Origin of the sequence: Crateriforma conspicua, from assembly GCF_007752935.1 — a bacterium.
GTDB classification, from domain to species: Bacteria; Planctomycetota; Planctomycetia; order Pirellulales; family Pirellulaceae; genus Crateriforma; species Crateriforma conspicua.
Genome location: NZ_CP036319.1, coordinates 4,231,660 through 4,248,994 on the forward strand (window position 1 = coordinate 4,231,660; position 17,335 = coordinate 4,248,994).

Below are 17,335 nucleotides of genomic sequence, written 5' to 3' on the forward strand. Positions count from 1 at the left end.
AAATCGTGGTGTGCGTATTTTGGTCGATCCGTTTGCTCAAATCGACCGGAACAATCGTCGCAGACGGTGCATGATCCCAGCCATGTTCCGTGCGGACGAAACCAGGCCAAGGTCTGACAACAGCGGCCCCGCATCTGTGTCGTAGCGTTTCCAGTGATGCCGCCACCCGCGCGGCGAGTGTTCACTTGAACCTTCGCGAAATCGCTATGAACCGCACTCCCGACACGACCGGAATTTGGCAGACGATTGTCAGCCACGGAGAATCCGTGTCTGGGCGCGGCCGGCGATATTTACAGCGGACCCAGTGTCGGTTGGGCTTGTGGTGGGATCGCAATCGCCCCGACCCCGGCTTGCGGCTGGTTCGATCCAGCAAACCACAAATTCACCGACCGATCCTTGCCCCGATGACCGCGCTGGAGCCGCGGATCTTGTACTCCGCCACGCCGCTTCCCGTCATGCCCGATGCGGGTGTCGACCCGACGGAGATGGTGGTCGAAGTCGCCGAGGTCCAGTCAACCAACGACGGTTCGGCAAACGGAACCGACAACACTTCATCCGAATCGATTCATGACCTGGCCCAATCGTCGGGCGAGCAGATCGTGTTCGTTGATTCCAGTGTTTCCGATTATCAAACCCTGATCGGCGATTTGGCCCCGGAAACGCACGTGTTCGTTTTGGACGGCGATTCCGACGGCGTCGACCAGATCACTCGTATTTTGGACGGTCGGCACAACGTTGGGTCGATCCACATCGTTTCACACGGTGAAGACGGCACGTTGCGTCTGGGCAACGCCGTGCTTTCGGCCGACCGGTTGGACGCTTACGCGGGCACGTTATCGTCCTGGGAAGATTCGTTGACATCCGACGCCGACATTCTGTTGTACGGATGTGATTTGGCTTCCAGCGCCGACGGCCGCACGCTGATCGAATCAATGGCCACGCTGACCGGTGCCGACATCGCCGCCAGTGATGACGACACCGGTCACCAAGACTTCTCGGGCGACTGGGAACTGGAATACACGTCCGGCCGAATCGAAACGGATGTGTTTGCCAGCCAAGCCGTTCAAGACCAATGGAAAGGAAAACTGGCGACGATCACCGTCGACACGTTTGACGACGTGGTCGCGTCGGACGGTTTGACGTCGCTGCGTGAAGCCGTCCAGCAAGCCAATGCCGACGGCGGAAGCAATCAGATTGTCCTGGGCAGTGGCACCTACACACTGGACGATCTGGCCAACGGCACTTTGACGATCACCAGCGACATCACGTTCATCGGCGTTTCAGCAACGGACACCCTGATCGACGCCGAAGGTCTGGGCACGCGACCGTTCACGATTCAATCTGGCTCGGACGTTCTTTTTCGAAGCCTGTCGATCACCGGCGGTGGGGCAGATCAGGGTGGGGCGGTGATGTCGATGGCCGGTTCGTCATTGACCATGCGAGACGTCGAACTTTATCAAAACCAAGCGTCCCAATTCGGCGGTGCGATTCATTCCGCCGGCTCGCTTCAGCTGGAACGCGTGACGATCGCCGAAAACTCTGCGGGCGCGCAGGGTGGGGCAATCTATGTCAACGGCGGTACCGCCAACCTGTCGAACGTGACGATCAGCGGCAACGCCGCCCACCAGTCGGCCGGCGCGATTCTGAACAACGGCGGCAATGTCACGTTGACCAACAGCACGGTCGCCGACAACAGCACCGGCATCGACAACGAGGGCGCCGCAGTCACCCAATTGAAGAACACCATCCTGGACAATGCCGGCCAAAACGCCGCCGACACGTTGACCAGCCTGGGATACAACATCGACAGCGATGGATCGGCCGGATTATCGGGCACCGGTGATCAAAACAACGTCGATCCGAATCTGGGTTCCTTGGATCACTATGGCGGCGGCGTGAGAACGCATTCGCTGCACAGCACCAGCACGGCCATCGACAACGGCACCTCCGCGGGAGCCGTCACACTGGACGGACGCCGTTTTGCCAGAGACACCGACATCGACATCGGTGCCTTCGAGTATCAAGCCCAAATCAACGTCAACCCAACCACATCGGGAACCCAAACCACCGATGGGGAAGACAAAGGGGTGGCACAAGCGGTCGATATCGCGGCAGACGGTTCTTTCGTCGTCGTATGGTCGTCCGACGGACAAGATTCATCGGGCTACGGCGTCTACGCCAGACGCTTTGATGCCAACGGGATCGCCCTGACCGACGAAATCTTGGTCAATCAAACGACCGCAGATTTCCAAGGCTGGGCGATGGTGGCCAGCGAAGCCGACGGTGACTTTGTCGTGACTTGGACAAGTTCCAATCAAGACGGAACGGATCGCAGCGTCTATGCCAGGCGATTCAACGCCGACGGCACAGCAAAGGATGGTGAATTCCGAGTCAACACTCATAGCTCCGATTCCCAATTAGCATCTTCCGTCGACGTCGATGCGGGAAACGACTTTGTCGTCACCTGGTATGGAAGCGGACCGGAGGGCTACGGAATTTACGCCCGTCGCTATGCGTCCAATGGCAATGCTTTGGATGCTCAAGAATTCCGTGTGACCACCGGAGCCATTGTTGTTTCTCCTGACCCGATGGTCAGCACCAACAGCAGCGGGCAATTCGCCATCATTGCCGAAACCACCGGAAATATTTACGTCAATCGATACAACGAAGACGGCAGTCGAATCGGCAGCGAAATTGGCGTTGAGACCAACATCCTGAGTGTTGCGGACCAAGCAGTGATCGCGTTGCACGACGACGGATCCTTTGTGGTCGGCTGGCACCAAAACAATAACATCTATGCGCGACGGTACAACGCATCAGGCAATCTGATTGGATCCCAATTCACGGTCAATTCCACAACCTCCGGTCCACAATCCGAAGTTTCCCTATCGATGGACGATTCAGGAAACTTCATGTTTACCTGGACCGGCGAAGGAACGGGCGACACTGATGGCGTGTTCGCGCAGCGTTACGATGCCTCGGGCAACGCGTTGGGCGGCGAAACGCTGATCAACTACACGACCACTGGAAATCAAAGCCGGGCATCGGTCGCCATGCTGAGCCCGACGCAATACGTCGTCGTCTGGTCGGGCGATGGTCCCGGTGACACCGACGGCGTCTATGCGCGACAAATCGGTCCGGCGTCGGGCGAAAACACCACGCCCAATCCGGATGCCGGTGGTGCCTATGCCATCGATGAAGGTGAATCGCTGACCCTGGACGCATCATCGTCGTCCGATCCCGACGGAACCATCACCCAGTATCAGTGGGACTTAAACCTGGACGGCGTGTATGGCGACGTGGTCACCGACAGTCCCACCATCAGCTGGGCGGACTTGTCGACCTTGTGGGGAATCGACGATGGAGCGGTCGGCGGAACCGATTACGTCATCGGATTGCGTGTGACCGATGACAGCGGCGACTATCGAACCGACTTTGCCACCGTCACCGTGACCGATGTTGCACCGGAGATTCACGCGACGGGGACCACCACCGTGGAAGCCGGCGAAACCTATACGCTGTATTTCTATGCGAACGATGACGGCGATGACACCATCACAAGCTGGACGATCAACTGGGGCGACGGGCACATCGATACGGTTGCCGGAACCGAATCGACGGCCTCACACGCCTATCATCAAAACGGTGGCTTCCACAACATCCTGATCAGCGCCACCGACGAAGACGGAAACTGGCATGCCGCGGGCAGTTGGGTGACCAGCAGTGCGGCCAACCCTAATGACGCAGTCTATGAAATCGACACGACCACGGGTCTGGTCGTCGGGGGACCGATCGGCGGAACTCAGCTTTCCAGCCCGGGTGCGATCGCGATCGGCCCCGACGGGCTTTTGTATGTGGGGTCCTTTGGGTCGCAAACGGTGCTGCGGTTTGACCCGGAAACCGGCAGCATGGTCGACACGTTCGTCAACGATAGCAATCTGAACCAGGTCGCGGGAATCGCTTGGGGCCCCGACGGAAACCTTTACGTCGCCAGCCACGGCACCGGCGAAATTCATCGCTATGACGGTGAAACGGGTGCACGCATCGATGCTTCCAACGCGCCATTCATCAGCGGATTGTCGGGACCGATCGGACTGGTCTTTCACAACGACGGCAATCTGTACGTTTCCAATTACAACGACAACACCATCCGTCGCTACGACGCGGCGACGGGTGCGCCCGTCGGCGGTGGCACCTTTGTTGCGTCGGGCACGCTGGACGGCCCGGAATTCATGGCGTTCGGCAACGACGACTATCTTTACGTCGCCTCCTACAACGACGACAGCGTTTATCGGTTTGACGAAAGCGGCAATTTGGTCGACGCGGGCGCGTACATCAGCGGTGGCGGCTTGGACGGGCCGGTTGGTGTCTCGTTCGGTCCCGATGGATTGCTGTACGTCACCGGCGAAAACTCAAGCGACATTCGTCGATACGACACCAGCGGCCCCTCCGCCGTTTTTGTTGATGTCTTTACCGACAACGCATCCGCATCCGACTTCCGGACGCTGGTGTTCACACCATCGCACCAGGTCCAGGTCACCGAATCGGGCGCCAGCGGCAAACTTTGGTTCAGCAGCACCGGCAACGGCAGCACGACGACACTGCCAAGCTGGACCAAGGGATCGGTCGTCGAATTCGGCGGCAGCGGGCTGTCCTTTGACCCGACCGGTGATCCCGCCGATACCACCGCGGGTGAGTTTGCCGAGGTCTTTGACATCGACTCGTTTGCCAGTGGCGAAGACGTCGACGGTCTGCACTTTGTCGAAAAAGACATCACCATCGGCGGCGACAGCTATCCCGCGTTTGACCTGCAATCCGGTGACGTGCTGTTTAGCACCAAAGGTAGCCCGACACTGACCAGCACCAATTCCATCACCGTTGGCAAAGAGGACGTCGTCGTCTTCCGCCCGGATTCGCCCGGGGACTACAGCAGCGGCACGTTCACGATCCTCTTAGAAGACCCCATGGGTCAAGATTTGCGCGGCATCAGTTTGGTCGAAAGCGAGATGGAGTTCGCCGACGGCCAAACGCTGGCGGCCGGCACGTTCGTCTTTGTCACCAGCGGTGGCAGCCAAGACAGCAATGTGTACTACTACCAAGTCGACGACGTGGGCGAGGCAACGACCGGCGGCACGTCCGGCTTGCTGATCAATGGGGCGGACATCAACATCAGCGACAAGCTGTACGGCGTCGAAATCATCGAAAAGACCACGACGATCGGCGGACATACGTTCCAAGAAGGCCAAATCTTGTTGGCTTTGGATTCCGCCGGCGACGTCGGATCGAACACCCTAAGCGCGGAAGCCAACGACGTCTTCGTCTTGGACGTGACGCAAACGGCACTGGCTGGAACCACACAAGCCACCGCGACGAAACTGCTGGACGGCAGCGACGTCGAACTTGGTGACAGCAACGAATCCATCGATGCGATCGCGCTGCTTCGCGTGGCCAATCGCCCCACCGATATCCAAGTCAGCAACGACAATATCGACGAGAACGTCAACACCAGTGGCGGCCACGTCGTGGGAACCCTTTCGGCCGTCGATCCCAGCTTGACCGACACTCACACATTTGAAGTGGTCGGCGGTGTCGACGAGTCCAAGTTCTCGGTTTCGGGATCCAACCTTGTGCTCACAGACGGGATTTTGGATTACGAAGCCCAAACGCAATACAACGTCGTTGTGAAAGTCACCGACAGCGACGGCAATGAACTGCTGAAAAGTCTCACGATCGACGTCAACAACCTGAACGACGTCGTGCCGGTCGTCGATGCGAACCAATCCTTCAGCGTCTCGGAAACCGCCAACGTCGGAACCTCACTCGGTTTCATCACGGCGACCGACCCCGATGGCACGCTTCAAAATTGGATCATGTCCTCGGGTAATGATCACGGTCTGTTCGGCCTGAATTCCAGTACGGGCGAACTGACGGTCGTCAACAACGTCAACTTGGATCATGAGTTCCAGGCCACCTATACCCTGACCATCATGGTCCAAGACGGCCAAAACACATCATCGTCCCAGACCGTCACGGTCAATGTCTTGGATGCCAACGACACGGTCCCCGTCATCAATCCTGGGCAAACGTTCGGGGTTTCCGAATCGGCATCCAATGGTACTGCGGTCGGAAACGCCACGGCCACCGATTCCGATGGAACGCTGCAGGGCTGGACGATTACCGCCGGCAACGGTAATGGCATTTTTGCGATCAACGCCAGTAGCGGCCAGATCACCATCGCCGACAACACCAACCTGGATCATGAGTCGGCCGACAGCTACACGTTGACGCTGCAAGTCAGCGACGGAGCCAACACGTCCGCGACGCAGACGATCACGATCAATGTCACCGACGTCAACGATGTCGTTCCGGTCATTGATGCCGGTCAGACATTCACCGTGGCCGAGAACGTCGCCGACAATCATGTCGTGGGCACCGCCACGGCCACCGATTCCGATGGAACGCTGCAGGGCTGGACGATCACCGCCGGCAACGGCGATGGCATTTTTGCGATCAACGCCAGTAGCGGCCAAATCACCATCGCCGACAACTCCAACCTGGATCATGAATCGACCGACAGCTACACGTTGACACTGCAGGTCAGCGACGGAGCCAACACGTCCGCAACGCAGACCGTGACGATCAATGTCACCGACGTCAACGATGTCGTTCCCGTCATCAATCCTGGGCAAACATTCGCGGTTTCCGAATCAGCATCCAATGGTACTGCGGTCGGAAACGCCACGGCCACCGATTCCGATGGAACGCTGCAGGGCTGGACGATCACCGCCGGCAACGGCGATGGCATTTTTGCGATCAACGCCAGTAGCGGCCAAATCACCATCGCCGACAACTCCAACCTGGATCATGAGTCGACCGACAGCTACACGTTGACGCTGCAAGTCAGCGACGGGGCCAACACGTCCGCGACGCAAACCGTGACGATCAATGTCACCGACGTCAACGATGTCGTGCCGGTCATTGATGCCGGTCAGACATTCACCGTGGCCGAGAACGTCGCCGACAATCATGTCGTGGGCACCGCCACGGCAACCGACAGCGATGGAACCCTGCAAGGCTGGACGATCACCGCCGGAAACGGCGATGGCATCTTTGCGATCAACGCCAGTAGCGGCCAGATCACCATCGCCGACAACACCAACCTGGATCATGAATCGACCGACAGCTACACGTTGACACTGCAAGTCAGCGACGGAACCAACACGTCCGCGACGCAGACGATCACGATCAATGTCACCGACGTCAACGATGTCGTTCCGGTGATTGATGCCGGTCAGACCTTCACCGTGGCCGAGAACGTCGCCGATAATCATGTCGTGGGAACCGCCACCGCGACCGATTCCGATGGAACTTTGCAAGGCTGGACGATCACCGCCGGCAACGGCGATGGCATTTTTGCGATCAACGCCAGTAGCGGCCAGATCACGATTGCCGACAACACCAACCTGGATCATGAATCGACCGACAGCTACACGTTGACACTGCAAGTCAACGACGGAACCAACACCTCCGCGACGCAAACCGTGACGATCAATGTCACCGACGTCAACGATGTCGTGCCGGTCATTGATGCCGGCCAGACCTTCACCGTGGCAGAAAACGTCGCCGATAATCATGTCGTGGGAACCGCCACGGCCACCGATTCCGATGGAACGCTGCAGGGCTGGACAATCACCGCCGGCAACGGTGACGGCATCTTTGCGATCAACGCCGGTAGCGGCCAGATCACGATCGCCGACAACAGCAATCTGGATCATGAATCGACCGACAGCTACACGCTGACGCTGCAGGTCAGCGACGGGGCCAACACGTCCGCGACGCAGACGATCACGATCAATGTCACCGACGTCAACGATGTCGTGCCGGTCATTGATGCCGGCCAGACCTTCACCGTGGCCGAAAACGTCGCCGACAACCATGTCGTGGGAACCGCCACGGCCACCGATTCCGATGGAACGCTGCAGGGCTGGACGATCACCGCAGGCAACGGCGATGGCATCTTTGCGATCAACGCCAGTAGCGGCCAAATCACCATCGCCGACAACACCAACCTGGATCATGAATCGACCGACAGCTACACGTTGACACTGCAGGTCAGCGACGGGGCCAACACGTCCGCGACGCAGACGATCACGATCAATGTGACCGACGTCAACGATGTCGTGCCGGTCATTGATGCCGGTCAGACCTTCACCGTGGCCGAGAACGTCGCCGATAATCATGTCGTGGGAACCGCCACGGCGACCGATCCCGATGGAACACTGCAGGGCTGGACGGTCACCGCCGGCAACGGCGACGGCATCTTTGCGATCAACGCCGGTAGCGGCCAGATCACGATCGCCGACAACAGCAATCTGGATCATGAATCGACCGACAGCTACACGCTGACGCTGCAGGTCAGCGACGGGGCCAACACGTCCGCGACGCAGACGATCACGATCAATGTCACCGACGTCAACGATGTCGTGCCGGTCATTGATGCCGGCCAGACCTTCACCGTGGCCGAAAACGTCGCCGACAACCATGTCGTGGGAACCGTCACGGCCACCGATTCCGATGGAACGCTGCAGGGCTGGACGATCACCGCCGGCAACGGTGACGGCATCTTTGCGATCAACGCCAGTAGCGGCCAGATCACCATCGCCGACAACACCGACCTGGATCATGAGTCGACCGACAGCTACACGTTGACGCTGCAAGTCAGCGACGGAGCCAACACGTCCGCGACGCAAACCGTGACGATCAATGTCACCGACGTCAACGATGTCGTTCCGGTCATTGATGCCGGCCAGACCTTCACCGTGGCAGAAAACGTCGCCGACAACCATGTCGTGGGAACCGCAACGGCCACCGACAGCGATGGAACGCTGCAAGGCTGGACAATCACCGCCGGAAACGGCGACGGCATCTTTGCGATCAACGCCAGTAGCGGCCAGATCACGATTGCCGACAACACCAACCTGGATCATGAATCGACCGACAGCTACACGTTGACACTGCAAGTCAGCGACGGAGCCAACACGTCCGCGACGCAGACGATCACGATCAATGTCACCGACGTGAATGAAGCCGCAACGGGAACGCCCGGCATCACGGGATCGGCGATGACTGGCCAGACCTTATCCGTCGACATGTCATCCGTTTCGGACCCCGAAGGCATCCAATCGGAAGCCTTTCAGTGGTACGCCGACGGCGTCTCGCTGATCGGTCAAACCGGTTCGACGATCACACTGAACGCCGCGCACGTCGGCAAGGCGATCAGTGTCTCGGTCGTGGTCACCGACAACACCGGGAACACCGAATCCGCTCTGTCCAGCAATCCAACGACGCCGGTCGGCCTGACCAACGCTGCGCCAACCGACATCGTTATCAGTGGATCCCAGATCCAAGAAGGTGTTGACGGCGATGTCCTGGGTGCGATCTCGGTGGTCGACCCCGATGTGATCGACACACATGTCTGGTCGGTCGACGACGGTCGCTTTGAAATTGCCGCAGGCCAGCTTCGTCTGAAGGCGGGCCAATCGATCGACTACGACGTCGAAAGCACGCTTTTCTTGACCGTATCGGTGACCGACCGGGGAGGTTCCGGAGCCACCTACACCGAAACGATTCGCGTGGATGTCCAGGAATCGTTGATCATCCTGCCGCCGGCTTTGACGCTGACGAGCGAACCGGACCCGGATCCCGAACCGGCCGATGCATCGGAGGACCCGGGCGAATCCAATGAATCCGCCGATGCGGAAGAAGTCGCCGAAGAAAAAGCCGACGAGGCCGAGACAGCCGAAGCCGAATCATCCGACAGCGAATCGTCCGATTCCGAGTCGGTGTCATCCCAGGCGATGATCCGTCAAGACGACGGGGCCACGGCCGATCCAAGCGGCGAAGGTAACGCGAACGGTGCCGTTGTCGATGTTCTGCAATTGCAGTTCACCGATGCCCAAACCAGTGGCGACGTCCAGCGAACCAACGTACGCGGTGAAGGCGATTCTCGCGGATCCAGTTCCGACAATCCGAACGGCGATGGCGATGAAAACTCGTCGATCGATTTCGCGCTTGCATCAACACTGGGCGGCGAAACGGAAATGCGGCAATGGAAAGCGATGGACCAGTTACGTGACGACCTGCTGGGCGACGTCCAGTACGAATCCATCGTGGTCGGCTTTGCCGTATCGACGGCCGTCGCTGTCAGCATCGGACAAGCGGTCTGGGTGGTCAACGCGGGTTATCTGGCAAGTTCGGCTTTGTTCGTGTTGCCGGCGTGGCGAACGTTGGACCCACTGCCCGTCCTGGACACGATGGACGGAAAATTTGATAACGACGATGAATCGTTGGACAGCATCTTGGACGACCCCGCCGATGCGGGCGAATGAAACACGGGAAAACAACAAGCACGGGATGATCGCAACCGCACGTTGTGATCGGGAATTTTGAAACGGTCTTTGACTCATGTTACCCAAGCTATCGACACGGGCGCGGTTATCGTTTGGCCTTTCCATGATCGTGGTCAGCGTGATGCTGATGGCGTTGGCCATTGGCATCCTGCCCGATCATCAGATGACCGTCATGAAGGGTCGTTGCGCACTAAGCGAATCACTGGCTCTGCAAACACGCCCGTTGATTTTGCAACGCGAACTGCAACAGATGCAGCGATTGCTGGAAGCCATCACCAACCGCAACGACGACGTTCTGTCTGCGGGGCTTCGCCGCAGTGACGGCGAACTGGTGGTCAGCGTCGGCGAACACCAGCAACTTTGGAACCGCAATCTGACGCAAAACGACGATCGCCAAGTCTATGTGCCGCTGCATACCGGCCAAGACGAACAATGGGGCCAATTGGAATTGACGTTCCAGCCCGTCCGCCAGGCGGGCATCGCCGCGTTGGTATCCCATCCGCATTATCAATTGGTTGCGGTCGTCGGTGTGCTGTCGTGTTTGTTGTTCAACGGATATTTGTGGCTGATGCTGCGGCAAGTGGATGCAAAGAACGTGGCGCCGGAACGGGTTCGCGAAGCGTATTCGAAAATGGCCGACGGCGTCCTGTTGGTGAACAAAGACCAGCGGATCATTCTGGCCAACGAATCGTTCGCCGGTTCGGTGGGCCGATCAGTGGACGAACTGATCGGCAAACGACTGAACCAATTGCCGTGGTTCTTGGTGCACGAAAACGAAGACAGCCTGGACCTGGAAGCGGAACTGGATGAACAACAGTTGCCATGGGTGCGTGCGATTGACGGCGAAGAAATCAACCAAAGCATCGTGCTGGGCTGTCGAATCAGCGACCACATCCAATCGATCTTCACCGTCGGATGCAGCGTGTTTCGCGACGAAGGCGATCAACTGCGCGGGATGCTGATCAGCTTTTCCAACGTGACCGAATTGGAACAGACCAAGCGTGAACTGAGTCTGGCCAAAGAACACGCTGAATCAGCCAACCAGGCAAAAAGTTCTTTCTTGGCCAACATGAGCCACGAGATTCGTACGCCGATGAACGCGGTTTTGGGTTTCACCGATATCCTGCGTCGTGGCATCGAAAGCGAACCGACCAAGCAACAGAAATACCTGAACACGATCCACGCCAGCGGGTCACACCTTTTGTCGCTGATCAACGACATCTTGGATTTGTCCAAGGTCGAAGCCGGTCGCATGGAAGTCGAATCGATCGAGTGCCACCCGCACACGATCGTGGGCGATGTTTTGCAGGTCTTGTCGGCGCCCGCAAAGAAGAAAAACTTGAAATTGGGCTTCGAATGTCTGGGACCGATCCCGGCGACGATTCACAGCGATCCGTCACGGATTCGCCAAGTCTTGTTGAACTTGACCGGCAACGCGATCAAGTTCACCAGCGAAGGTGGCGTGACCATCCAAGTGCAATTGGACGAAACCGGACCGCATCCGCTGTACGAGTTCCGAGTCAAAGACACCGGCATCGGGCTTTCCGATTCGGCGATGCAAAAGATCTTCGATCCCTTCAGCCAAGCCGATTCGTCGACGACGCGCAAGTTCGGCGGGACCGGTTTGGGATTGTCGATCAGCAAGCGATTCAGCGAAGCACTGGGCGGTGACATTCGCGTCGAAAGCGAAATCGGCGTGGGCAGCACGTTCATCGTGCGTGTCGCGGTCGGTGATATCCAAGGCGTCGATCGCATCGAACCGACGTTGGACGACTTGGACATGCACCACGACCGTGCCGATGCTGGAATCGAACATCTGCCGGCGCTGAACCTATTGGTCGTCGACGATGGCGAAGAAAACCGTGATTTGATCTCGGTCATCTTGGAACAAGCGGGTGTCGATTTCGTCACGGCCGTCAACGGCCAAGAAGCGGTCGATCTGGCCAGCCAACAATCGTTCGATGCAATCCTGATGGACATGCAAATGCCCGTCATGGATGGATACACCGCGGCCAGCACGCTGCGGAAAGCGGGCATGACGTTGCCCATCGTTGCGTTGACCGCCCATGCGATGCAGGGCGATGCGGACAAGTGTTTCGAAGCCGGGTGTTCGCACTTCTTGACCAAGCCGATCGACATCGACCGACTGTTGGGCTTGCTCAGCGAAATTGCCGCCGAACTGGGCATCACCCGACGCAAGGAAATTGTCGCACCCGCCGAACCCGCGGTTGCTCAGGGCACACCCTTGGCGACCGATTCGGATTCGCAAATTCAAACCGAGCCCGCCGACCACAGCGACATCATGGCCTCCACCGGCCCGATCGAAACCACGTTGCCGATGGCCAATCCCAAGTTCCAAGGCATTGTCCGCAAATTCACCGATCGTTTGAACGCGTCGGTCGATGCGATCGAACAAGCGTGCCGCGATCAGGATGCCGAATCCTTGCGATCGCTTGCTCACGGCCTAAAGGGCACCAGCGCCAACTGTGGTTTTATGCCGGTGTCCAAGGTCGTCGCGCAAGTGGAACAGTGTGCCAAGGATAGCGATATCGAATCCGCCGAATCGCTGATCCGCGACCTGAAGACATTGGCATCACGTGTCGTCGGCCCCGACGCGCCGGTCCCGGAAGCATCCTCCGTCAAAGCGACACCCGCGCGGAAAACCCCGACGCGATCTCGTCGGGCAATGACGGAAGAAGAAATGATGTCGCTGGACCTTTCACTGGACGTCACCAAGCGGAAAAACCCGGCCATCGACCCGGCGGACGCCGCCGAAACGCCCCCCCGCTAAAGTCCTCAAACGCCGCACAAACCGACACACCTTTTGCACGAAACCGAAAACAAAGCCGTCCAAAATCGGACACACCTTGTTCTGACCTAGGGTTTAATCGGGAAGCCGGGCTACCCACAGCAACGCTCAAGACGAGCACCCGGGGCAGTCAAACGAACACCGATAGTTTTTAAAGAACTGATGAGCACGTCGACCATTACCGAATCGAACATGGCTGCCGCAATGATGCCGGCTGCCGTTTCGAACGGTTCGATCGAAATGCCGCACGTGGACGATCTGCTGATCGAACACGCGCCGCGAGACGCCTGCGTGATGATCGTCGATGACGAAGAGATCAACGTCGACGTGGTGCAGACGTATCTGGAAGACGAAGGTTTCACTAATTTCGTCACCACGACCGATTCGCGTGACGTGATCAACCAGGCGCACACTCATTCGCCCGACCTGGTGTTGTTGGACATCAACATGCCCCACGTCAACGGCCTGCAGATCCTGCGGTCGATGCGAATGGATCCCAAGCTGAAGCGCATTCCCACGGTCGTGTTGACGGCGGAAACCGCCGGCGACACGAAACTGATGGCACTGCGATTGGGCGCGACGGACTTTTTGGCCAAGCCGGTCGATCCCAGCGAATTGATCCTGCGAATCGAAAACGTCTTGGCGGCCAAAGTCTATTCGGACTTCCTGCAAGACTATTCCAACAGCTTGGAACACCAGGTCCGCGAACGCACGGCGGATTTGGAACGATCACGATTGGAAGCGATCCAGTGTCTGGCCCGTGCCGCCGAATACCGCGACGACATGACCGGCCGTCACGTGATGCGGGTGGGGCGATACAGTGCCATCATTGCCAAAGCCTTGGGCTTTACCGAAGACCAGCTTCGTGATTTGGAATTGGCGGCACAGCTTCACGACTTGGGCAAGATCGGGATCTCCGACACGATCCTGAACAAGCCCGGCAAGCTGACCGACGAAGAATACGATGTGATCAAGACGCACTGCCAAATCGGTGTTCAGATCATCAAACCGATCGAACACGACGGGTCCAGTGAAGCCGCCACCATCCAGCACGCGATGTCCGGCGGAACCACATCACCGGTTCTGGATTTGGCATCAGTGATCGCCGCGACGCACCACGAAAAATGGAACGGACGTGGGTACCCCTACGGATTACGCGGCGAAGATATCCCGATCGAAGGCCGCATCGTGGCGGTGGCCGACGTGTTTGACGCGTTGACCAGCAAACGCAGCTATAAAGACGCCCTGACGCCGGTGGAAAGCATCAAGATCTTGGAAGAAGGACGCGGTGAACATTTCGATCCCGCCGTTTTGGATGCGTTCCTTGCCAGTGGCAAGCTGATCATGGAAGCTTGGCGGAATCTGAGAGACCAGGACTAGCCGACGGTCCCTGATCGGCCCGACCGTCAACCGCCTGATCCCCGGCGGTCTCCGGTGCAACGGCCGGTTTGACTTGGCCGATGTGTTCTTTGTACAGCCGGTCCAAGACACCGTTGACAAATCGCGGACTGTTGCGGTCCCCGTAACGTTTGGCCAACAAGATCGCTTCGCTGACAGCGACCTGACCCGGTGTCCCGCCGAACAGGATTTCGTATGCCCCCAAACGCAACACGTTGCGGTCGGTTGCCGGCATCCGCGGCAATGTCCAATGGGTCGACAACCGCGACAATTGACGATCAACCTGGTCGCGGTGCTTCAGCGTCCCGGACAACAACCGATCCGCGAAATCGGTCAACGCCTTTCGGCCCTGCAACCGTGACTTGATGAACGCACGAGCGGCCTCGGGCGTTCGCGTGCCGCCCAGGTCGTGTTCGTACAACAACTGCAGAACGATTTCACGACATCGACGGCGGGTGGACATGAAAGGTGGATTGGTTCAGCGGGAAGGACGTCGGATCAAGTGGGGCACGTTCACCGATCGGTGTGGAAAGCTGCTAGCTTGCCAAAGCTTTGACCGATTCATTCGGTGACGGCGGGCCGCACACCGTATCGGTTTGCAGCCTCTTGTCCAAGCGGCGAGCGACTAAACGGCGGCGGTTTTTACTTTTTCAGCCAAACGCAACATTTCGATCACCGCACCGGCGGCTTCTTCGCCCTTGTTGCCGACGGTTCCGCCGCTGCGATTGATCGCTTGTTCCAGCGAACGGCAGGTCAGCAAACCGAATCCGATGGGCTTGCCAGTGCGAAGCCCCAGATTCATCAACGCGTCGCTGACCGCGCGGTTGATGTGTTGGTCGTGGGTGGTTTCGCCTTCGATCACCGCCCCCAGGGCGACGACGCCCAGAACCGATTCATCATCGGCCGCGTTGGCGGACGCCAGCGGCAATTCCCAAGCGCCGGGGACCCGCACGACACGAATCGTGCTATCGTCCAAACCGGCCGCCCGTAGCGTTTCGACGGCACCGGTCACCAAGGCATCACAAATCGATGCGTTGTAACGGCTGGCGACGATCACGATCGTCCCGTCGGGCAAGTTGCCATCACCGCCGTGAATCTCCGTCATCTCAGTCGACATTCTTCAGTCCCATCAAAAATTCGGCGTTGTTTTGGGTTTTCCGCAATTGGCTGATCAACTGTTTCATCGCATCGGCGGGCGATAAATCGGCCAAGTGTGATCGCAGGGCGGAAATCCGTCGGTACTCGTTTTCGTCCAGCAACATTTCTTCGCGTCGCGTCCCGCTGCGGGCGATGTCGATGGCCGGCCAAACGCGACGGTCGACCAGCGCGCGATCCAAAACGATTTCCAGGTTCCCGGTGCCTTTGAATTCTTCAAAGATCACATCGTCCAAACGACTGCCGGTGTCCACCAGGGCGGTGGCCAGAATGGTCAGCGAACCCCCTTCTTCGACTTTGCGTGCCGAACCAAAAAACGCTTTCGGCTTTTGCAACGCGCCGGCATCCAATCCACCGGTCAACAGCTTGCCGGTCGTTTCGCCTTCGCTGTTGTGTGCCCGGGCCAGTCGTGTGATGGAATCCAAAAAGATCACCACGTCGACACCGGTTTCCACCATCCGTTTGGCTTTTTCGATCACCATTTGCGCCACTTGGATGTGACGTTGTGGCGGTTCGTCGAACGTGCTGCTGATGACTTCACACTGGCTGCCACGGACCTCACGTTCCATGTCGGTGACTTCTTCGGGGCGTTCGTCAATCAACAAGACGAACACATAAGCCGATGGATAATTGGCCAGCACCGATCGAGCCATCTGTTGCATCAACACGGTCTTGCCGGCCCGTGGCGGGCTGACGATCAACCCCCGTTGCCCAAAGCCGATCGGCGTCAGCATATCGACCACGCGAGTGCTGAGGTCTTCCGCGGCGGTTTCCATGATGATCCGAGAATTCGGATGCAACGGCGTCAAATCATCGAACGACGTGTGCTGGTTGCGACGCATCGGATCGTGACGATTGATCGCTTCGATGCGAAGCAACGCAAAGTATCGCTCGTTTTCCTTCGGCGGACGAATTTGGCCGGCAACGTGACTGCCGGTCTGCAATCCGAAGCGACGGATCTGGCTGGGCGAAACGTAGATGTCGTCGGGACAAGAAACGTAGTGGTATTCGGCGCTGCGCAAAAAGCCGAATCCGTCGGGCAAGATTTCCAATGTGCCTTCGCCGAACATCAGCCCGCCGGCCTTCATTCGTTCCTTCAGGATGCGAAAGATCAAATCTTGCTTGGACAAACCGTCGATGTCGTTCAGACCGTCGTCCGACGCCATGCCGACCAGCACGTCCATGTCCAATCGCTGGAGTTCGGCGATGTTGGTCCGTGGGTGCGGTTCGTTGGCATCGGGAATGCCGACACGTTTGCCCGTCTTGGTGGCTTCGCTGACGATTTCTTCCGGCAACGATAACGGGTCTTTTTCCGCATCCAATTCGCGGACGCGACGATCGATTTGTTTGTCGGGATGTCGGGCGCGGTCGTTTCGATGATTGCGGCCGTCGCGCGCACGATCTGATCCGCCATGGTGGTGATTGCCAGATCCATGACGGCCACCCAGCGGGGAATTCCGATTCGATGACATGATGAATGGCGCTAAGCCACGCCAAAGCAATAAGGAGGGCAGGGAAAGTAGAAAAGTAGGTTCGGCAAAGCGAAAAGGCCGGCGTCGATCGA

General features: G+C 58.3%; 5 protein-coding genes and 1 pseudogene. 3 read left to right on the forward strand and 3 right to left on the reverse strand.

All coding sequences use genetic code 11. The annotated features are described in order from the left end of the window. Positions 1–206: 206 nt before the first annotated feature. The 3 genes from Mal65_RS15420 (at position 207) to Mal65_RS15430 (ending at position 14,598) form a co-directional block, all read left to right on the forward strand. Entirely contained in the window at positions 207–10,388 is a 10,182-nt protein-coding gene (locus Mal65_RS15420) for a cadherin domain-containing protein (RefSeq protein ID WP_145299356.1), read from the forward strand. Positions 10,389–10,464: 76 nt separating this feature from the next. Then, positions 10,465–13,200, forward strand: coding sequence for a hybrid sensor histidine kinase/response regulator (locus tag Mal65_RS15425; RefSeq protein ID WP_145299359.1), 2,736 nt, complete (start codon positions 10,465–10,467; stop codon positions 13,198–13,200). Positions 13,201–13,380: 180 nt separating this feature from the next. Then, the gene (locus Mal65_RS15430) at positions 13,381–14,598 is read left to right on the forward strand and encodes an HD domain-containing phosphohydrolase (RefSeq protein ID WP_145299362.1); all 1,218 of its coding nucleotides are present in this window, start codon (positions 13,381–13,383) and stop codon (positions 14,596–14,598) included. Positions 14,599–14,680: 82 nt separating this feature from the next. On the opposite strand, the pseudogene nusB reads toward Mal65_RS15430, so the two are convergent. The 3 genes and pseudogenes from nusB to rho form a co-directional block, all read right to left on the reverse strand. Further along, positions 14,681–15,079, reverse strand: a pseudogene (gene nusB, locus Mal65_RS15435) (transcription antitermination factor NusB); the annotation flags it as partial. Positions 15,080–15,241: 162 nt separating this feature from the next. Beyond that, the gene (gene ribH, locus Mal65_RS15440) at positions 15,242–15,721 is read right to left on the reverse strand and encodes a 6,7-dimethyl-8-ribityllumazine synthase (RefSeq protein ID WP_145304956.1); all 480 of its coding nucleotides are present in this window, start codon (positions 15,719–15,721) and stop codon (positions 15,242–15,244) included. Position 15,722: 1 nt separating this feature from the next. Further along, positions 15,723–17,243, reverse strand: a complete 1,521-nt coding sequence (gene rho / locus Mal65_RS15445; RefSeq protein ID WP_145299368.1) for a transcription termination factor Rho — start codon at positions 17,241–17,243, stop codon at positions 15,723–15,725. Positions 17,244–17,335 lie beyond the last annotated feature (92 nt).